Annotated in this window: 13 protein-coding genes and 3 tRNA genes; 6 read left to right on the forward strand and 10 right to left on the reverse strand. The window is 71.8% G+C overall.

Annotation, left to right across the window (positions count from 1 at the left end):
- Window positions 1-34 precede the first annotated feature (34 nt).
- The 7 genes from ACI2K4_RS34935 to purS form a co-directional block, all read right to left on the reverse strand.
- Window positions 35-835, reverse strand: a complete 801-nt coding sequence (locus ACI2K4_RS34935) for a sterol carrier family protein (protein WP_404517435.1) — start codon at window positions 833-835, stop codon at window positions 35-37.
- 60 nt (window positions 836-895) lie between these two features.
- Window positions 896-2,089: a hypothetical protein gene (locus ACI2K4_RS34940; RefSeq protein ID WP_404517436.1), complete on the reverse strand. Its 1,194-nt coding sequence runs from the start codon at window positions 2,087-2,089 to the stop codon at window positions 896-898.
- Window positions 2,090-2,205: 116 nt separating this feature from the next.
- Window positions 2,206-3,033, reverse strand: coding sequence for a M23 family metallopeptidase (locus ACI2K4_RS34945; protein WP_404517437.1), 828 nt, complete (start codon window positions 3,031-3,033; stop codon window positions 2,206-2,208).
- A 28-nt stretch (window positions 3,034-3,061) separates the two neighbouring features.
- Window positions 3,062-3,586: a helix-turn-helix domain-containing protein gene (locus ACI2K4_RS34950; protein WP_356843392.1), complete on the reverse strand. Its 525-nt coding sequence runs from the start codon at window positions 3,584-3,586 to the stop codon at window positions 3,062-3,064.
- 107 nt (window positions 3,587-3,693) lie between these two features.
- Window positions 3,694-5,943: a phosphoribosylformylglycinamidine synthase subunit PurL gene (gene purL / locus ACI2K4_RS34955; protein ID WP_363306012.1), complete on the reverse strand. Its 2,250-nt coding sequence runs from the start codon at window positions 5,941-5,943 to the stop codon at window positions 3,694-3,696.
- Complete coding sequence (gene purQ, locus ACI2K4_RS34960) at window positions 5,940-6,620, reverse strand: phosphoribosylformylglycinamidine synthase subunit PurQ (RefSeq protein ID WP_356534879.1); 681 nt, start codon at window positions 6,618-6,620, stop codon at window positions 5,940-5,942. Before purQ ends, purL begins: the two co-directional genes overlap by 4 nt.
- A complete protein-coding gene (purS, locus tag ACI2K4_RS34965; RefSeq protein ID WP_015610108.1) occupies window positions 6,617-6,868 on the reverse strand; it encodes a phosphoribosylformylglycinamidine synthase subunit PurS in 252 nt (83 codons plus the stop codon). Before purS ends, purQ begins: the two co-directional genes overlap by 4 nt.
- Before the next feature lie 387 nt (window positions 6,869-7,255).
- On the opposite strand from purS, the gene ACI2K4_RS34970 reads away from it, so the two are divergent.
- From ACI2K4_RS34970 to ACI2K4_RS34995, 6 genes are all read left to right on the forward strand, one after another.
- Window positions 7,256-7,591, forward strand: coding sequence for an Lsr2 family protein (locus tag ACI2K4_RS34970; protein WP_363306014.1), 336 nt, complete (start codon window positions 7,256-7,258; stop codon window positions 7,589-7,591).
- 152 nt (window positions 7,592-7,743) lie between these two features.
- Window positions 7,744-7,815, forward strand: a tRNA-Gly gene (locus ACI2K4_RS34975).
- A 79-nt stretch (window positions 7,816-7,894) separates the two neighbouring features.
- A tRNA-Gly gene (locus tag ACI2K4_RS34980) sits at window positions 7,895-7,967 on the forward strand.
- A 259-nt stretch (window positions 7,968-8,226) separates the two neighbouring features.
- A complete protein-coding gene (locus ACI2K4_RS34985; RefSeq protein WP_404517438.1) occupies window positions 8,227-9,594 on the forward strand; it encodes a sensor histidine kinase in 1,368 nt (455 codons plus the stop codon).
- Window positions 9,591-10,214, forward strand: a complete 624-nt coding sequence (locus tag ACI2K4_RS34990) for a response regulator transcription factor (RefSeq protein ID WP_363306016.1) — start codon at window positions 9,591-9,593, stop codon at window positions 10,212-10,214. Before ACI2K4_RS34985 ends, ACI2K4_RS34990 begins: the two co-directional genes overlap by 4 nt.
- Before the next feature lie 22 nt (window positions 10,215-10,236).
- Window positions 10,237-10,312 (forward strand) — tRNA-Gly (locus tag ACI2K4_RS34995).
- A 41-nt stretch (window positions 10,313-10,353) separates the two neighbouring features.
- On the opposite strand, the gene ACI2K4_RS35000 is transcribed toward ACI2K4_RS34995, so the two are convergent.
- The 3 genes from ACI2K4_RS35000 to ACI2K4_RS35010 form a co-directional block, all read right to left on the reverse strand.
- Window positions 10,354-11,280, reverse strand: coding sequence for a phosphoribosylaminoimidazolesuccinocarboxamide synthase (locus tag ACI2K4_RS35000; RefSeq protein WP_356534871.1), 927 nt, complete (start codon window positions 11,278-11,280; stop codon window positions 10,354-10,356).
- 229 nt (window positions 11,281-11,509) lie between these two features.
- A complete protein-coding gene (locus ACI2K4_RS35005; RefSeq protein ID WP_404517439.1) occupies window positions 11,510-12,913 on the reverse strand; it encodes a N,N-dimethylformamidase beta subunit family domain-containing protein in 1,404 nt (467 codons plus the stop codon).
- Between the two features lie 235 nt (window positions 12,914-13,148).
- On the reverse strand, window positions 13,149-14,816 hold the full coding sequence (locus ACI2K4_RS35010; RefSeq protein WP_404517440.1) for a hypothetical protein: 1,668 nt from the start codon (window positions 14,814-14,816) through the stop codon (window positions 13,149-13,151).
- Window positions 14,817-15,042 lie beyond the last annotated feature (226 nt).

The raw sequence follows: 15,042 nt of genomic DNA on the forward strand, positions 1-15,042 counted from the left end.
CATGGGACGGATCGACCGGCTGATCCGGTTCCCCTCAGCCCATCAGCGGGAGCAGCGGGGCGAGATCGGCCCGCTCGCCACTGGCGCTGACCTGCGCCGAGTCGAGCGCCGACGCCCACCGCGTACGGCCCGTGGCCAGCCGCATCCAGGTGAGCGGGTCCGTCTCCACGACGTTCGGCGGCGTACCCCGGGTGTGCTTGGGGCCGCCGATGCACTGGACGACGGCGAAGGGCGGGACGCGCACCTCGACGGAGCCGCCGGGCGCCCTGTCCGCGAGCGCGTCGGCGAGCAGCCGGGTGCAGGCGGCGAGCGCCTGACAGTCGTACGGGACGTCGATGCCGGTCGCCCGGTGCAGATCGTCCGTGTGGACGACGAGTTCGACGGTGCGGGTCACCAGGAAGTCGCCCAGCCTCATCGTGCCCGCCCGGGTCGGCACCAGGCGGTCCTGATCGCCGTCGGGCACCAGTGCCGTGAACCGGGCCAGTGTCTCCTCGTACAGCGCGTCGAGGTCGGTGCGGTCCGCTGCCGTCGCACGGGCTTCACCGGCGATGTCCTGGGCCTTCGCGGCGGTGGAGAACGGCCACTCCAGCAGGGAGGTCTCCGGCTTGGGTCCGCCGACGGGCCGGGGCTGCTCCATGCCCCGGCTGACCCGTTCCAGGGCCGTCGGCACGTGCGCGGCCAGGTCCCGTACGGTCCACTCCCCCGGTCCGGGCAGGGCGAGTTGCTCGGGCGTCAGGGTGCGGACGGCGTCCCGCAGGTGGGTGAACTGGGCCAGGACCGCGGCCCGGGTCCTGGCGACGTCGTACGCGCGGGGGCGCTTCTTGGCCGGGGGCATAGGGGCGAGACTAACCGGCGGTTCCGACGGTGCCCCTCTCGTGCCCCTCCCGTGCCGCACTCAGTGCCGCGCGAAGTCCGCCGTGTCGGGACGGACGACATCCGTGCAGCCACGGCGTTCCGTCGCGTCGTCGACGTAGGCACGGAACAGGGGCTCCAGCCGGTCGCGGAGGATGCGGTCGTACGGGTAGGACACCTGCATCAGGTGCAGGGCGGGCCGGCCGTCGCAGACGGAGGATGCCCACCAGGCGGACCCGTCCGTACCCGCGGTGCCGGGACGGATCGCCGTCCGGTCCTGCAGGCCGGTCCGTATCCCTCTGGTGCCGTCGCCGACGAGGGTCTCGGTCTTGACCCACAGGGGAGAGTGCAGGAGCACGATACCGAGGTCCCGTGGGCGCGTGGTGGTCTTCTCGTAGGCGGGCCAGATCCTCCGGGTCTCGTCCTCACCGAGTGCGAGCAGGCAGGCGTCGTGGGCGCTCGCCTTCCCGGCCGGCGCGGCGAGTGCACGGTCGGGAAGGGAGCCTCGTCCCTCGGCGGCTATCAGACGGCCGTACCAGGCACACGTGCCGCCGGCCCCGGCCGCCGGGCCGAGGGCGAAGGTCGGCTCGGGGAACTCGGCCGGCAGCGCGGGAAGTTGGGACCGGCATCCCCGCTCCTCGGCCGCCCTCTCCACCGCCTGACGCGCCAGACCGGCGAGCGTGCGGCGGTCCTCCGCCGTCGCGACGTCCGCGTACTTGGCGATGGCCGACGCCTCGATGGAAGAGGTCTCGCCACCGTCCGCGCACAGCGCCCTGGCCGTCACCAGGTGGCTCTCGTACTCACCGAGCCCGCCGTCGCCCAGCGGGTGCGGCACGGCATGGTCCGCCGCGCCCGCGATGTCGTCCACACCACCGCGCCGGAGGTCGAAGGGCTCGTCGTCGAGAGCGATCCGGCGCTCGTCGGCGTTCGGGTCGGCCGGGTACACGGACAGGGTCAGGGCGAAGTGCCCGTACACCGTCCCCGAATCGCCCACCCGTTGGACGACGCAGTTGCTGACCCGCCGGGCGGGGTCGATCTGGTAGCGGTCCGCGAGCTCCACCCGGTCGATGTCACTGTTCAGCCCGAGCACCAGGTCGGGGTCGACGAGGCCGCCGCACCCCGCCTCGATGCGCTCCCGGCTCTCGGACCGGGCGCGGAGGTCGGACACCTGCATGACGATGGCCCAGATGCTCAGGCCGATTCCCGCCACGGCGACCAGGCAGAACAGTGCGTTCAAGGCCTTCGGGAAGCGCCCGCGTCCGGTCGGCTCCCCTATCGGCCCGGATGCCCCGGCAGCGCTCGCATCGTCCATGACCGGCCCCCGTACGACGACAACGCATGACGCCCGGAAAGCTACCAGTCGGTGCCGACGGCCTCACCGGCCACGAACGCCTCACCGCCGGCCGGTACGCCGACGCCCCGCCAGGTGAAGGGGATACCGCGCGCCACGTCGAGGTCGGGGTGGTCCATCAGCTGGAAGTGCACGTGCGGCTCGGTGGAGTTGCCGGAGTTCCCGCAGCGGGCGAGCACCTGCCCCTCGCGGACCGTGTCCCCCGCCCCGACCTGGAGCGAGCCGCGCCGGAGGTGGGCGTACGCGGCGTACGTCCCTTCGCCGAGGTCGAGCACGATGTGGTTGCCGACCATCCTTCGGGCACCGGCCATGTCGCGCACGGAGGCCTCGGCCAGCATCAGGTAGGCCAGCGCAGGACCGGAGTTGCGGCTGAGATGATCGCGCTGACCGCCGCTCGCGTGCACCACGGTGGCGTCGGCGACCGCCAGTACCGGGGCGTCGAACGCGGGGAAGTCGCGGTTCGGCCGGGCGACCGGCCACAGCCACCGGAAGGGCGGGCGGCCCCCTCCCACGGGTTCGGCGACGACGTCGATCGCGTACGTCTGCCCGTAGCCGTGGGTGCCGTGGCTCGGGACCTTGTCAGCCGGGCTGTTGAGCGCCGTCCAGCGACCGGTCACCGGCGGCCCCACCTCGACCGCCGGCCGGGACCCCGACGGGTCCGCGCCGCCGCGGCGGTTCACCAGCAGTCCGATGACGATCGCCGCCGCGGCAGGCACGAAGGTCACCCCGTACGGGACCAGCGGATCGGCGATGACACTCACCAGCACCAGGACGACAAAGGCGATCCAGCAGCAGCGGTAGAGGATCATCGCGGCTTTTCGTACGGACATGGGTCCCCCTCATCTCGGTCTGCGGCTGTCACGGCCGGGCGGCCGTGAGGACCACCAGCAGCGGCACGACCCGGGGGCCCGGCACCTCGTAGCGCCCTCGCCCCGCCGTGTGCAGCCAGCCCGCGGCGGTGAGGAGCCGCAGGTGGTGGTAGATCTGTCCGGTCGTGCCCGTCTCGTCGAGCTCGGCCAGTTCGGCTGCCGTACGCCGGCCGCCGAGGATCTCGCGGAGCATCCGGAGCCGGACCGGGTGCCCGAGCGCCGCCAGTGGTTCGGCGGCCGTCGCCCAGTCGGACCGCTCCTCCTCCGGGCCGAGCAGCCCTGAGGTCAGCGCGCCGTACTGCCATTCGTAGCGCTCGCCCGCGGGCAGCCTGACCGCCCCGGTGAACAGCACACCGCCGTCGGCGGCGGCGTCCCCGACCAGGCCGAGCTGGTCCTTCAGCCCGTCCAGCGCCCAGAAGTCGCCGTCACCCAGCTCCGGCTTCCCGCCACCCGCCGCCGACTCCAGCAGCGCCAGCCTGCGCTCCAGTTCGGCGACGCGCTCCTCGAGCTCCATGCCCACCACCTTACGTAATTACGTAATATCGATCAACGGCTGTTGCGGGAACGCCGAAGCCCCCGTCCGGTCGGCCCGGACGGGGGCTTCGGAGGGTCGGTCGGAAATCAGGCGAACAGACCCTTCAGGGTCCCCTCGTGCGCCGTCCGCAGCTCACTCAGCGGAATGCTGAACTCGCCCTGGACCTCGATCTCCTCGCCGTCCACGACACCGATCCGGGCGACGGGAAGGCCCCGCGCACCGCACATGTCGTTGAAGCGGAGCTCCTCGCTGCGCGGAATCGAGACGACCGCGCGGCCCGCCGACTCCGAGAACAGGAAGGTGAAAGCGTCCAGGCCGTCCGGGACGACCAGCCGGGCACCCTTCCCGCCGCGCAGGCAGGACTCGGTGACCGCCTGGATCAGGCCGCCGTCGGACAGGTCGTGCGCCGCGTCGATCATGCCGTCGCGGGAGGCCGAGATCAGGATCTCGCCCAGCAGCCTCTCGCGGCCCAGGTCGACCGCGGGCGGCATCCCGCCGAGGTGCTGGTGGACGACCTCGGACCAGGCCGAGCCGCCGAACTCCTCGCGGGTGTCGCCCAGGAGGTAGATCAGCTGGCCCTCGTCGGCGAACGCGACCGGCGTGCGCCGGGTGACGTCGTCGATCACGCCGAGCACCGCCACGACCGGCGTCGGGTGGATCGCCGTCGCACCGGTCTGGTTGTACAGCGAGACGTTGCCGCCGGTGACCGGGGTACCCAGCTCCAGGCAGCCGTCCGCGAGACCACGGGTGGCCTCGGCGAACTGCCACATGACGTCCGGGTCCTCGGGCGAGCCGAAGTTCAGGCAGTCCGAGATGGCGAGCGGCTTGGCACCGGACGCCGCGACGTTGCGGTAGGACTCGGCCAGCGCGAGCTGCGCACCCGTGTACGGGTCGAGCTTCGCGTACCGGCCGTTGCCGTCGGTCGCCATGGCGACGCCCAGGTTCGACTCCTCGTCGATCCGGACCATGCCCGCGTCCTCGGGCATCGCGAGGACGGTGTTGCCCTGCACGAACCGGTCGTACTGGTCGGTGATCCAGGACTTGGACGCCTGGTTCGGCGAGCTGACCAGCTGGAGGACCTGCTCCCGCAGCTCCGCGCCGTTCGCCGGACGGGCCAGCCTGCCGGCGTCGTCGGCCTGCAGCGCGTCCTGCCAGGAGGGCCGCGCGAACGGCCGGTGGTACGTCGGGCCCTCGTGGGCCACGGAGCGCGGCGGCACGTCCACGATCTGCTCGCCGTGCCAGAAGATCTCCAGCTGCGAACCCTCGGTCACCTCACCGATGACGGTGGCGATGACGTCCCACTTCTCGCAGATCTCCATGAAGCGGTCCACGTGCTGCGGCTCGACGATCGCGCACATGCGCTCCTGCGACTCGCTCATGAGGATTTCCTCGGGCGAGAGGGAGGAGTCGCGCAGCGGCACGGTGTCCAGCTCGACGCGCATACCGCCGGAACCCGCGGAGGCCAGCTCGCTCGTGGCGCAGGAGAGCCCGGCGCCGCCGAGGTCCTGGATGCCCGCGACGAGCTTCTCCTTGAAGATCTCCAGGGTGCACTCGATGAGGAGCTTCTCCTGGAACGGGTCGCCGACCTGGACGGCGGGGCGCTTGGTGGGCTTGGTGTCGTCGAAGGTCTCCGAGGCCAGCACGGAGACACCGCCGATGCCGTCGCCGCCGGTGCGGGCGCCGTAGAGGATCACCTTGTTGCCGGGGCCGGACGCCTGCGCGAGGTGGATGTCCTCGTGCTTCATCACGCCGATGCAGCCGGCGTTGACGAGCGGATTGCCCTGGTAGCAGGCGTCGAAGACGACCTCACCGCCGATGTTCGGCAGGCCGAGGCAGTTCCCGTAGCCGCCGATGCCGGCGACGATGCCCGGCAGGACCCGCCGGGTGTCGGGGTGGTCTGCCGCACCGAAGCGCAGCGGGTCGACGACCGCGATCGGACGGGCGCCCATGGCGAGGATGTCGCGGACGATGCCGCCCACGCCGGTCGCCGCACCCTGGTAGGGCTCGATGTACGAGGGGTGGTTGTGCGACTCGACCTTGAAGGTGACCGCGTAACCCTGGCCGACGTCGACCACACCGGCGTTCTCGCCGATGCCGACGAGCATCGCGTCGTTGGCGGGGACCTTCTCGCCGAACTGCTTGAGGTGGACCTTGCTGCTCTTGTAGGAGCAGTGCTCGGACCACATCACGGAGTACATGGCGAGCTCGGCGCCGGTGGGGCGGCGGCCCAGGATCTCGCGGATCCGGGCGTACTCGTCCTCCTTGAGGCCGAGCTCCTTCCAGGGCTGTCCGGCGTCCGGGGTTTCGGCCGCGTGCTCGACCGTGTCCAGGCTCATGCGTTGACCAGCTTCTTGATGATCGAGGTGAAGAAACCCAGGCCGTCGGTGCGACCGGTACCGATCAGCGGCTCGACGGCGTGCTCCGGGTGCGGCATCAGACCAACGATGTTGCCCGCGGCGTTGGTGATGCCGGCGATGTCGCGCAGCGAGCCGTTCGGGTTGACGTCGGCGTAGCGGAAGGCGACGCGGCCCTCGGCCTCCAGCTCGTCGAGCGTGTGCTCGTCGGCGGTGTACCGGCCGTCCACGTTCTTCAGCGGTACGGAGATCTCCTGGCCGGCCGTGTAGTCCGAGGTCCAGGCGGTCTCCGCGTTCTCCACCCGCAGCTTCTGGTCGCGGCAGATGAAGTGGAGGTGATTGTTCCGCAGCATCGCCCCGGGCAGCAGGTGCGCCTCGGTCAGGATCTGGAATCCGTTGCAGATACCGAGGACCGGCATACCGGCCTTCGCCTGCGCGATGACGGTCTCCATCACCGGCGAGAAACGCGAGATCGAGCCGGCGCGCAGATAGTCGCCGTAACTGAATCCGCCCGCCAGGATGACCGCGTCGACCTGGTGGAGGTCCTTGTCGCGGTGCCAGAGCGATACGGGTTCGGCGCCCGCGATCCGAACGGCCCGCAGGCTGTCCTGGTCGTCGAGCGTGCCGGGAAAAGTGACGACGCCGATACGGGTGGTCACTTCTCCTCCTCCACCTTGACGGTGAAGTCCTCGATGACTGTGTTGGCGAGGAAGGTCTCGGCCATCTCGTTGATACGGGCGAGGGCGGCGTCGTCGACCGGCCCCTCGACCTCGAGCTCGAAACGCTTTCCCTGACGAACGTCCGCGATTCCTTCGAAGCCGAGACGGGGCAGCGCGCGCTGCACAGCCTGTCCCTGCGGGTCGAGGATCTCCGGCTTGAGCATGACGTCGACTACGACGCGTGCCACTGGCACTCCCGGTGGTGTGGTGCGGCTGTGTCTCCGAGGGGTTCCCCAGATCCCCGCGGGTCCACTCAGCGTACCTGGCCAGAAATTCTACGCGGGTAGATATACGGTGGTCCCGATCACGCCGAGATATCGGAGGGAGGTTGCGCACGGGTAAAACCCGGGGAGAAAAATCTCCACCCGGATTACGCGCGGACACATGGACGCAACACGCGGATGCAATTGGCAGGGCTTCACAATGCGGCTCCCACCGCTGTACAAATGAATACAGGGAAAGCACGATTACCCCTGGGACAGTCGACACCGGCCGATCCGTATCCGCCCAGCCGCCGGAAGGCCGGCATCACCGCATGTCAGATGCGACGATGCCGCAGGAAAGGACCGATATCCGTGGCTCAGCGCGTCGTGGTAACGCTCTCCGACGACATCGACGGGGGAGAAGCGGCGGAAACGGTCACCTTCGCCCTGGACGGCAAGTCGTACGAGATCGACCTCAATCCCGCCAATGCCAAGAAACTACGCAAGACGCTGGCTCCCTACCTGGCGGCCGGCCGAAAGCAGACAAATGCTGGCAAGCGCGGTAGGACACCGGTGTCCTACCACCACACCTCACTGGCCCCCGACCCCGCGGCCGTGCGCGCGTGGGCCCGCTCGCACCGGATGGAGGTACCGGCCCGCGGCCGGATCCCCAAGAAGGTCTACGAGGCGTTCCAGGCCGCCAGTTGAGGGCCGCGCCCGGAATGTTCCATTCCGGTCTGGCGGGCGACGGCCCCCGGGGAGACGTCCCGGGGAGCCGACTTGCACAACACCCCTGCAGGTCGGCTAGAGTCTGGAGCACGCCGAAGGGCAAGGCCGAAAAGCCGGGTCCGACGCAGCGTGCGGGTGTAGTTCAGTAGTAGAACATCCCCCTTCCAGGGGGAAGGCGCAGTGTGCAATTCCTGTCACCCGCTCTGCACTGCCTTACCGGGCCACTCAGTGGATCAGGTAGAGTAGTGAGCGCTCCACCGGTGAATGCCGAGTGGCAGCAATGCGGACGTAGCTCAGTTGGTAGAGCGCAACCTTGCCAAGGTTGAGGTCGCCAGTTCGAACCTGGTCGTCCGCTCTTGATTCAAAGGTCCCGGTCGAAATCGACCGGGACCTTTGACGTTTCCGGTTGCCGACGCATGACGTATGTCATGAACAGTGATGACAGCACGCACTGTCCTCTGCCGGGTCCCGGCGGAAGTCTTGGACCATGACCAGCGGCGACTTCCTCCCGGCGGAAAGCGGGATCTCCGGCGCCGCCGCCGAGGGTGGCGGGACGCCGCGGCGCCGTGCCGGGGGCTTCGAAGACGGGAACGGAGAGCACCGTGGCAGAAGGCATGACAGGCCGGACCGGCAGGTGGCGGCTCGCCGGCGGCCCCTGGGTGCGGCCGGCGGCCAGAAGCGACACGGCGAAGGTCGAGCTCTACACCCGGTACACCTTCCAGGCGATGGCCGGGCTCGAAGTGGGGGCACTGGCCTTTCCGCTGCTCCTCGGGGAGCGGAGCCCCTCGGACATCTGGCTGTTCCTGCTGCTCCTCGGGCACTCCGCGATGTGCGCCGTCGTGTCCACCAGGGCTCTCGACTGGCGGCTCGGCCGCAGGGAACGCTCCGGGGCCCTGCTCGCCGCCTCCGCGGCGCTGACGGGCGTGTGCCTCGTCGTGCTCATCCTCCTCCTCGACAGCGGGGCCCTTTCCAGGGACGGCGACTTCGCACTCCTGCTGATGGGGATCACCGCCTTCGGGCTGGGGACGCTCGCCCTCGGTCTGCGTACGACGCGGGAGCGCGTCCTCTCGGTGATAGCCGCGGCGACGGCCACCGCCGCCGCCACGGCGCTGCTGGGTCTGGGATGGCGGCAGACCTGGCTGGACTTCGTCGGCGTCGCCTGCGCGGGCGCGCTGTTCGTCGTGACGTACGTCTTCTCGGCCTGGCTGGCCGGTGTGGTGAAGGAGCTGGATGCCGCACGTGAGCTCCAGACCCGCGTCGCGGTCGCCGAGGAGCGGCTGCGGTTCGGCCGCGACATCCACGATGTGATGGGCCGTAACCTCGCGGTGATGGCGCTGAAGAGCGAGCTGGCCGTCCAACTCGCCGAGCGTGGAAGGCCGGAGGCACTGTCCCAGATGGCCGAGGTCCAGCGGATCGCCCAGGAGTCGCAGCGTGAGATCCGGGACGTCGTACGCGGCTACCGGCAGGCGAGCCTGCGCACCGAGCTCGAAGGCGCCCTGAGCGTGCTGCGGGCCGCCGGCATCGAAGGTGTGGTCCACGGCCTGGACGACGGCCCGGCGCTCCCCCCGGACCTCCAGTCCGCGCTGGGCTGGGTCGTGCGGGAGGCGACGACGAACGTACTGCGGCACGGCGACCCCCGTGGCTGCACCATCCGGCTCTCCACGGGTGAGCGGGCCGGCGGGAAACAGGAGCGCGGGGACGCGCGGCAGGAAGAGGTGGTCCTCATGGTGCAGAACGACGGCGTGCCCGAACCGGCCGGCCCGCCCGACGGAGGCGCCGGAGCGGGCGGGGGCCCCCGGCAGACGCCGGGCACGGGGCTGACCGGGCTGCGGGAGCGGCTCGCCGCGCACGACGGCACGCTGGAGGCGGGCCCTGTCGGCGGCACCGGCTGCTTCCGCCTGACGGTTCGGGTGCCCCTGCCCGCACCGGCGGACGGCACGTACGACGGTCCGGGCACCGCCGGTGGGGAAGCGGCCGCGTGAGCACCGGACCGGGCCCCGTGCGGGTCCTGCTCGCCGACGACGAGCACCTGATCCGGGGCGCGCTGGCGGCACTCCTCGCGCTGGAGGACGACATCGTCCTGGTCGCCGAGGCCGCCACCGGCCCGGAGGCGCTCGCCATGGCGCTGGCGCACCGCCCCGACGTCGCCGTCCTCGACCTGGAGATGCCGGGCGCGGACGGTGTGAAGGTGGCCACATCCCTGCGGTCGGCGCTGCCGGAGTGCCGCACCATGATCGTGACGAGCCACGGCAGACCCGGGAATCTGAAACGGGCACTCGCCGCGGGTGTGCGGGCGTTCGTACCGAAGACGGTCAGCGCCCGGCGGCTGGCCGAGATCATCCGCACCGTGCACGCGGGAAACCGCTACGTCGACCCGGACTTGGCGGCCGACGCGATCGCCGCCGGCGACTCCCCGCTGACCGCCCGGGAGGCCGAGGTGCTGGAACTGGCCGCCGACGGGGCACCGGTCGCGGAGATCGCGGAGCGCGCCTCGCTGTCGCAGGGCACCGTGCGCAACTACCTGTCGGCGGCCGTGTCCAAACTCGGTGCGGAGAACCGTCACTCGGCGGTGCGTCTCGCCAGGGAGAGAGGTTGGGTATAGTGAGCACCGCGCTTCGGCGCCTGCGAACGTAGCTCAGCTGGTAGAGCGCAACCTTGCCAAGGTTGAGGTCGCGAGTTCGAACCTCGTCGTTCGCTCCATGCAAGAAGGCCCCGGTCCTCGTGACCGGGGCCTTCTTCCGTCAGCGGCCCTCGGTCGACCAGTTGAGGCCGGTGAGGAGCTCGTACGCGTCCAGGTACTTCGCACGGGTCGCCTCGACGATCTCCCGCGGAAGCGCCGGCGGCGGCTGCTCGCTGTGGCGGTCCCAGCCGGAAGCGGGAGACGTCAGCCAGTCACGCACGAACTGCTTGTCGTACGAGGGCTGTGCCCTGCCCGGCTCCCAGGTCTCGGCCGGCCAGAAGCGCGAGGAGTCCGGGGTCAGCACCTCGTCCGCGAGGATCAGCTCCTCGCCGCCGTCCGCCGTGGGCGCGAAGCCGAACTCGAACTTCGTGTCGGCGAGGATGATCCCGCGCTCACGCGCGATGTCCCGGGCCCGCCCGTACACGTCCAGGGTCGTACGGCGCAGCATCGCCGCCGTCTCGGGACCGACCTCGCGGGCGACCTCCTCGTACGACACGTTCTCGTCGTGGTCGCCGACCGCGGCCTTGGTGGCCGGGGTGAAGATCGGTGCCGGGAGCTCGGAACCGTCGACGAGGCCCTCGGGCAGCGCGAGCCCGCAGACCGTGCGGGCCGCGTCGTACTCGGTCAGCCCTGACCCGGTCAGATATCCGCGCGCCACGCACTCGACCTGGACCATCCGCAGCGAACGGCAGATCAGGGTGCGGCCGGCCCAGTCGCCGGGCGCACCGGCGGGAAGGTCGGTCGACAGCACGTGGTTGGGGACGAGGTCGGCGAGCTGGTCGAACCACCACAGCGACAGCTGGGTGAGGACGCGGCCCTTGTCGGGGATCTCGGTGGGCAGGACCCAGTCGTACGCGGAGATACGGTCGCTGGCGACCATGACGAGGTCACCGGCCTCGTTCCGGTACAGGTCGCGCACCTTGCCGGTGTGCAGGTGGGTGAGCCCCGGCACCTGCACGGGCTCGGGCTTTTCTACGAAACCGGACACGCTGCCTCCGCGTAGGTTGATCCAGGAGTCGTTCCGATTGTCCCGCATACGAAGGGGCCACGCGGACAGGGGTCGCGCCGTGGACGTGCGGAGGTGGGTGCAGGGGACCTGGGCGTGCCGCGCGGTACCCCGCCACGGACCGGCGTGCGACAAAGGCCGCGCCGCCGCCGGGTCACCGGGCAGGCCGCCCCGGCCTGGGGCGTGTCGACCGGCAGCCGGCCCGCACCGCTCAGTCGCGCTTGCAGATCCGGTCGAGCAGGTTGGCGGTGGCCCGCTGGATGCGGGAGTCGACGTGCCCGGGGCGGTCGAGCGCCGGGGACCAGGCGAAGGTGCCCGAGGCGAAGACGAGCGCGCCCGACGGCGCGCGGTAGAGCGAGGTCTCCTGGTGCCGGGTGGCCCCTTCGCTGTCGCGGTACGGAGAGTGCGCGAGCAGCATGCGGTTCTCGTGCTCCGGCAGCGTCGTACGCGGGAAGTAGCGGTCGGCCTCTCCGGCGACCAGCCCCTCGAGCTCGTCGCCCTCGGCCGCTCCGGTCGCCTCCCAGAGCCAGTGCCCGCCGTTGCGCACGACCAGGGGGTGGGGCTCGGGGACCCGGCCCGCGTACTGGATGCCGAGCAGCTGCTGTTCGGCACGGTCGACCTCACGCCACAGCGCGGGCTTCCCGGGGCCGTTGCGCTTGCGGCAGGTGAGCAGGCGGTCGGGGACTCCGGAGGCGGACGGGCCGAGGCCGACCTGCCAGTACATCGTGTTGGCGGAGAGGAAGACGAGGGACGTGCCGGTGTCCCGGGCGCGCTCGGTGGTGCGGCGCATGGACAGCGACCAGTACTCGTCGTGGCCGGGGAACACCAGGCCCCGGTAGCGGCTGGGGTCGACACGGCCGGCGTGCAGGTCGCGGGCGTCGGCGTAGGCGAGGTCGTAGCCGTAGCGCTCGGCCCAGCGGATGAAGTCGTAGGCGTGGCCCACGTGCAGGGGCAGGCCCGCGCCCGCGTAGGGACGGTCGAAGGAGATGGTGACCGCGGCGTCCTCCTCCCCCAGCAGCCGGCCCTCCCCGTCCCACGCGTGGTAGAGACTCGCGCCGGTGCGGCCGTCCTCCGGGTAGAGGTTGTAGGCCTGCCACGTGACGTCCGGCAGCAGGAGAAGCAGGTCCGCCGGCTGGTCGTCGCGGACCGTGAAGGGGATGTGCGAGCGGTACCCGTCGGCGGTGGTCAGGACGGCGACGTACGCGCCGACCGACCAGTAGCTCGGGATCTGCAGCCGCCAGGAGAGCCACCAGTGATGGCAGGAGACCGTCCGGCCGGCCATCAGCGGCGGCGGCTGGACGATGCCGGACAGGCGCGGGCTCGTGGTGATCTTGGCCGCGCCGTCACCGGCGTAGTGCCCGATGCGGTAGACGTCCACGGAGAACTGCTGGGGCGGGTCCACGGTGATGTGGAAGTCGATCGCCTCGCCGGGGGCCGCGGCGCCGGGGGACACGAACCCCTTGATCTGGCGGTGCACGTCGTCGGCGGTCCGCGTGCCCCCGCCGGCGCCGCGGCCGAGGTCGGCGTACCAGGGGACGACCTGGCCGGTGTCGTCGAAGTAGTTCTCACTGCCGCGCAGCCATGGCAGCGGGCCCTGCCCGAAAGGGTCGCTCACGGCGTGCGCGAGGGCACCCGATTCCCATCGCCGGATCTGCTCCGCCCCCATCCCGCTCCCCTCCCTCGCCCCCCGAAAGACCTGGTGCGCCGGATGCCGGCGCCGGTCTCCAGCACATCACATAACGCACGCACTCCGTCACCGTTCGTCGCGAATTGACGTGAACGGAAGGAGATCATCCGGATATGGAGCTGACATACGGGATATTTCGCGTCTTCGGTGGACGAACGGTCGTTCAACCCAGGCGTACGGGTTTGTCGGCGCGGACGCCCACCTCGGTCAGCCAGGAGCGCAGCGGCTCGGCGTCGCCGTCCTCGACGAGGCTGAGCACCGGGGCACCCGGATCCGACCTGCGTCCACCGTCGACGAGGAGGGCGGGACCGTCGAGCCAGTCGAGGCCGGGCGCGGCCCCCGCCGTGTCCACGGCGGCGCAGCAGACCATCGCCACCACGTGGTCGGCGAGCAGTTCCGCGCCCGTACGCGGCGGCTGGAGGGGGAAGAGCGGCAGCGGCACGGGGCCCCAGGGATCGAGGAGCCCGATGGCGGCCCCGGCGGCCGACGCGCCGGTGGCCGCCGTGCCGGTCGGAGCGCCGGTGGCCGTCCCGGCCTGGGAACCACCCGCCGCGGTGCCACCGGGTCCGCCACTGCCGGCTCCCGGTGCCGTACCCGGCTCAGCGCCCGCCTCGTCGCGGGCGACGGCCGCCCCGATCCCGGCGGCGAGGGCCTCGCTGTCGGCGCCGGGCGCGGCGAGGTGGTCGATGACGCGCGCCAGCGTCGGGACCGGAGGGCTGTCCGCCCCCGGCCGCCCCACGCTCGTGGTCACCCCCAGCGCGTCCAGCACCTGGTGCAGCCTGGCCGCCTCCGAACGCCACTTCCGGTCCACGACCTCCTCCGGGTACTGCTGCCAGTCGACGGGGGCCCAGCCGGGGCCCGTCTCGGCCGGCCCGCCGTGGAACAGCCGGGCCGCCAGCAATGAGGCCGCCTCGTCGGCGGCGCCCGGCTCCTCGATGAGGTCACAGGCGGGGCGCTCCCCCAGCCGGCTGGTGAATCCCTCGGCCAGCCGGTCGCGCCGGGAGAGCTCCGTCAGCGCGGACACGACGCCGGCGTCGAGGCGGGACGGCCAGCGGCCCATCCGCCAGGCGGGCAGCGCGACCCGGGTCAGCAGCCGGTCCCATCCGGCGTAGGCGAGACCGACCTGCTCCTGGGCGCGGATCCTCAGTCCGTAGTCCACTTCCTGGGCGCGGCCCGAGGCGGCGGCGGCGACACAGCGCTCCATCTCGGCGGCGTGACCGCGGCAGCCGCGCAGCATCACCTTGGCGATCCATCCCACGAAGGCCGTGGGAATCCCGCGTACGAACCCCTGCCCCGGCAGCGCGGCGTCGGCCACCGCCGCGTCCAGCCCTCGGACGAAGCGGCGGGCAGCGGCTATGTCGGGATGGGCGGACGGCCCGGTACCCGCGACGACCGGGGCCAGCACCGCGCGCAGCTCGGCGACCCGCATCCACCACAGGAAAGGTGAGCCGATGACGAGCACGGGGGCCGCCGGGACACGCCGGCCGCGCCCGGCGGCCGACATCCCCTCGGCCGCGCCTGCGGCCCCGGACCGGGCGGCCGGATGCGTACGGTCCTCCAGCCAGCTGTCGCAGTCGGGGGTCAGCTCTATGGCCGACGGGGCAGGGACGTCGAGCCGGTCGGCGAGATCGCGGACCAGCCGGTACAGATCGGGGGCCGCAGCCTCCGTGAGGGGCACCGTGGGGCTGACGGCGGGCCTGGCTCGCGCCACCGCGACGGCGACGGCCGCGGCGACCAGCAGCACCACGACCGCGAAACCCGCCAGCGCCCAGCTGACCGTGGACCACGCACGTCCGTCGAGGCGCCCCTGGGCGTTCGCGACGAGCAGCACGACGGCCGCGCCCGCCGGCAGGATCGCCAGGGCGGTGGGGGGGGGGGGGGGGGGGCGCCCCCCCCCCCCCCCCCCCCCCCCGCCGGGGGGGGCCCCCCCCCCCCCCCCCCCCCCCCCCCCGGGGCCCCCCCCCCACGACCGGGTTCCGCGGGCTTCCGCACCGCCCAGAAGGCGATCACCGAACCCGCCACCAGCAGCCCGGCGCACATCGGCATGGCCCGCCGGA

The sequence above is a fragment of the Micromonospora sp. NPDC050397 genome (genome assembly GCF_044901685.1).
In the GTDB taxonomy this organism is placed as follows: Bacteria; Actinomycetota; Actinomycetes; order Mycobacteriales; family Micromonosporaceae; genus Micromonospora_G.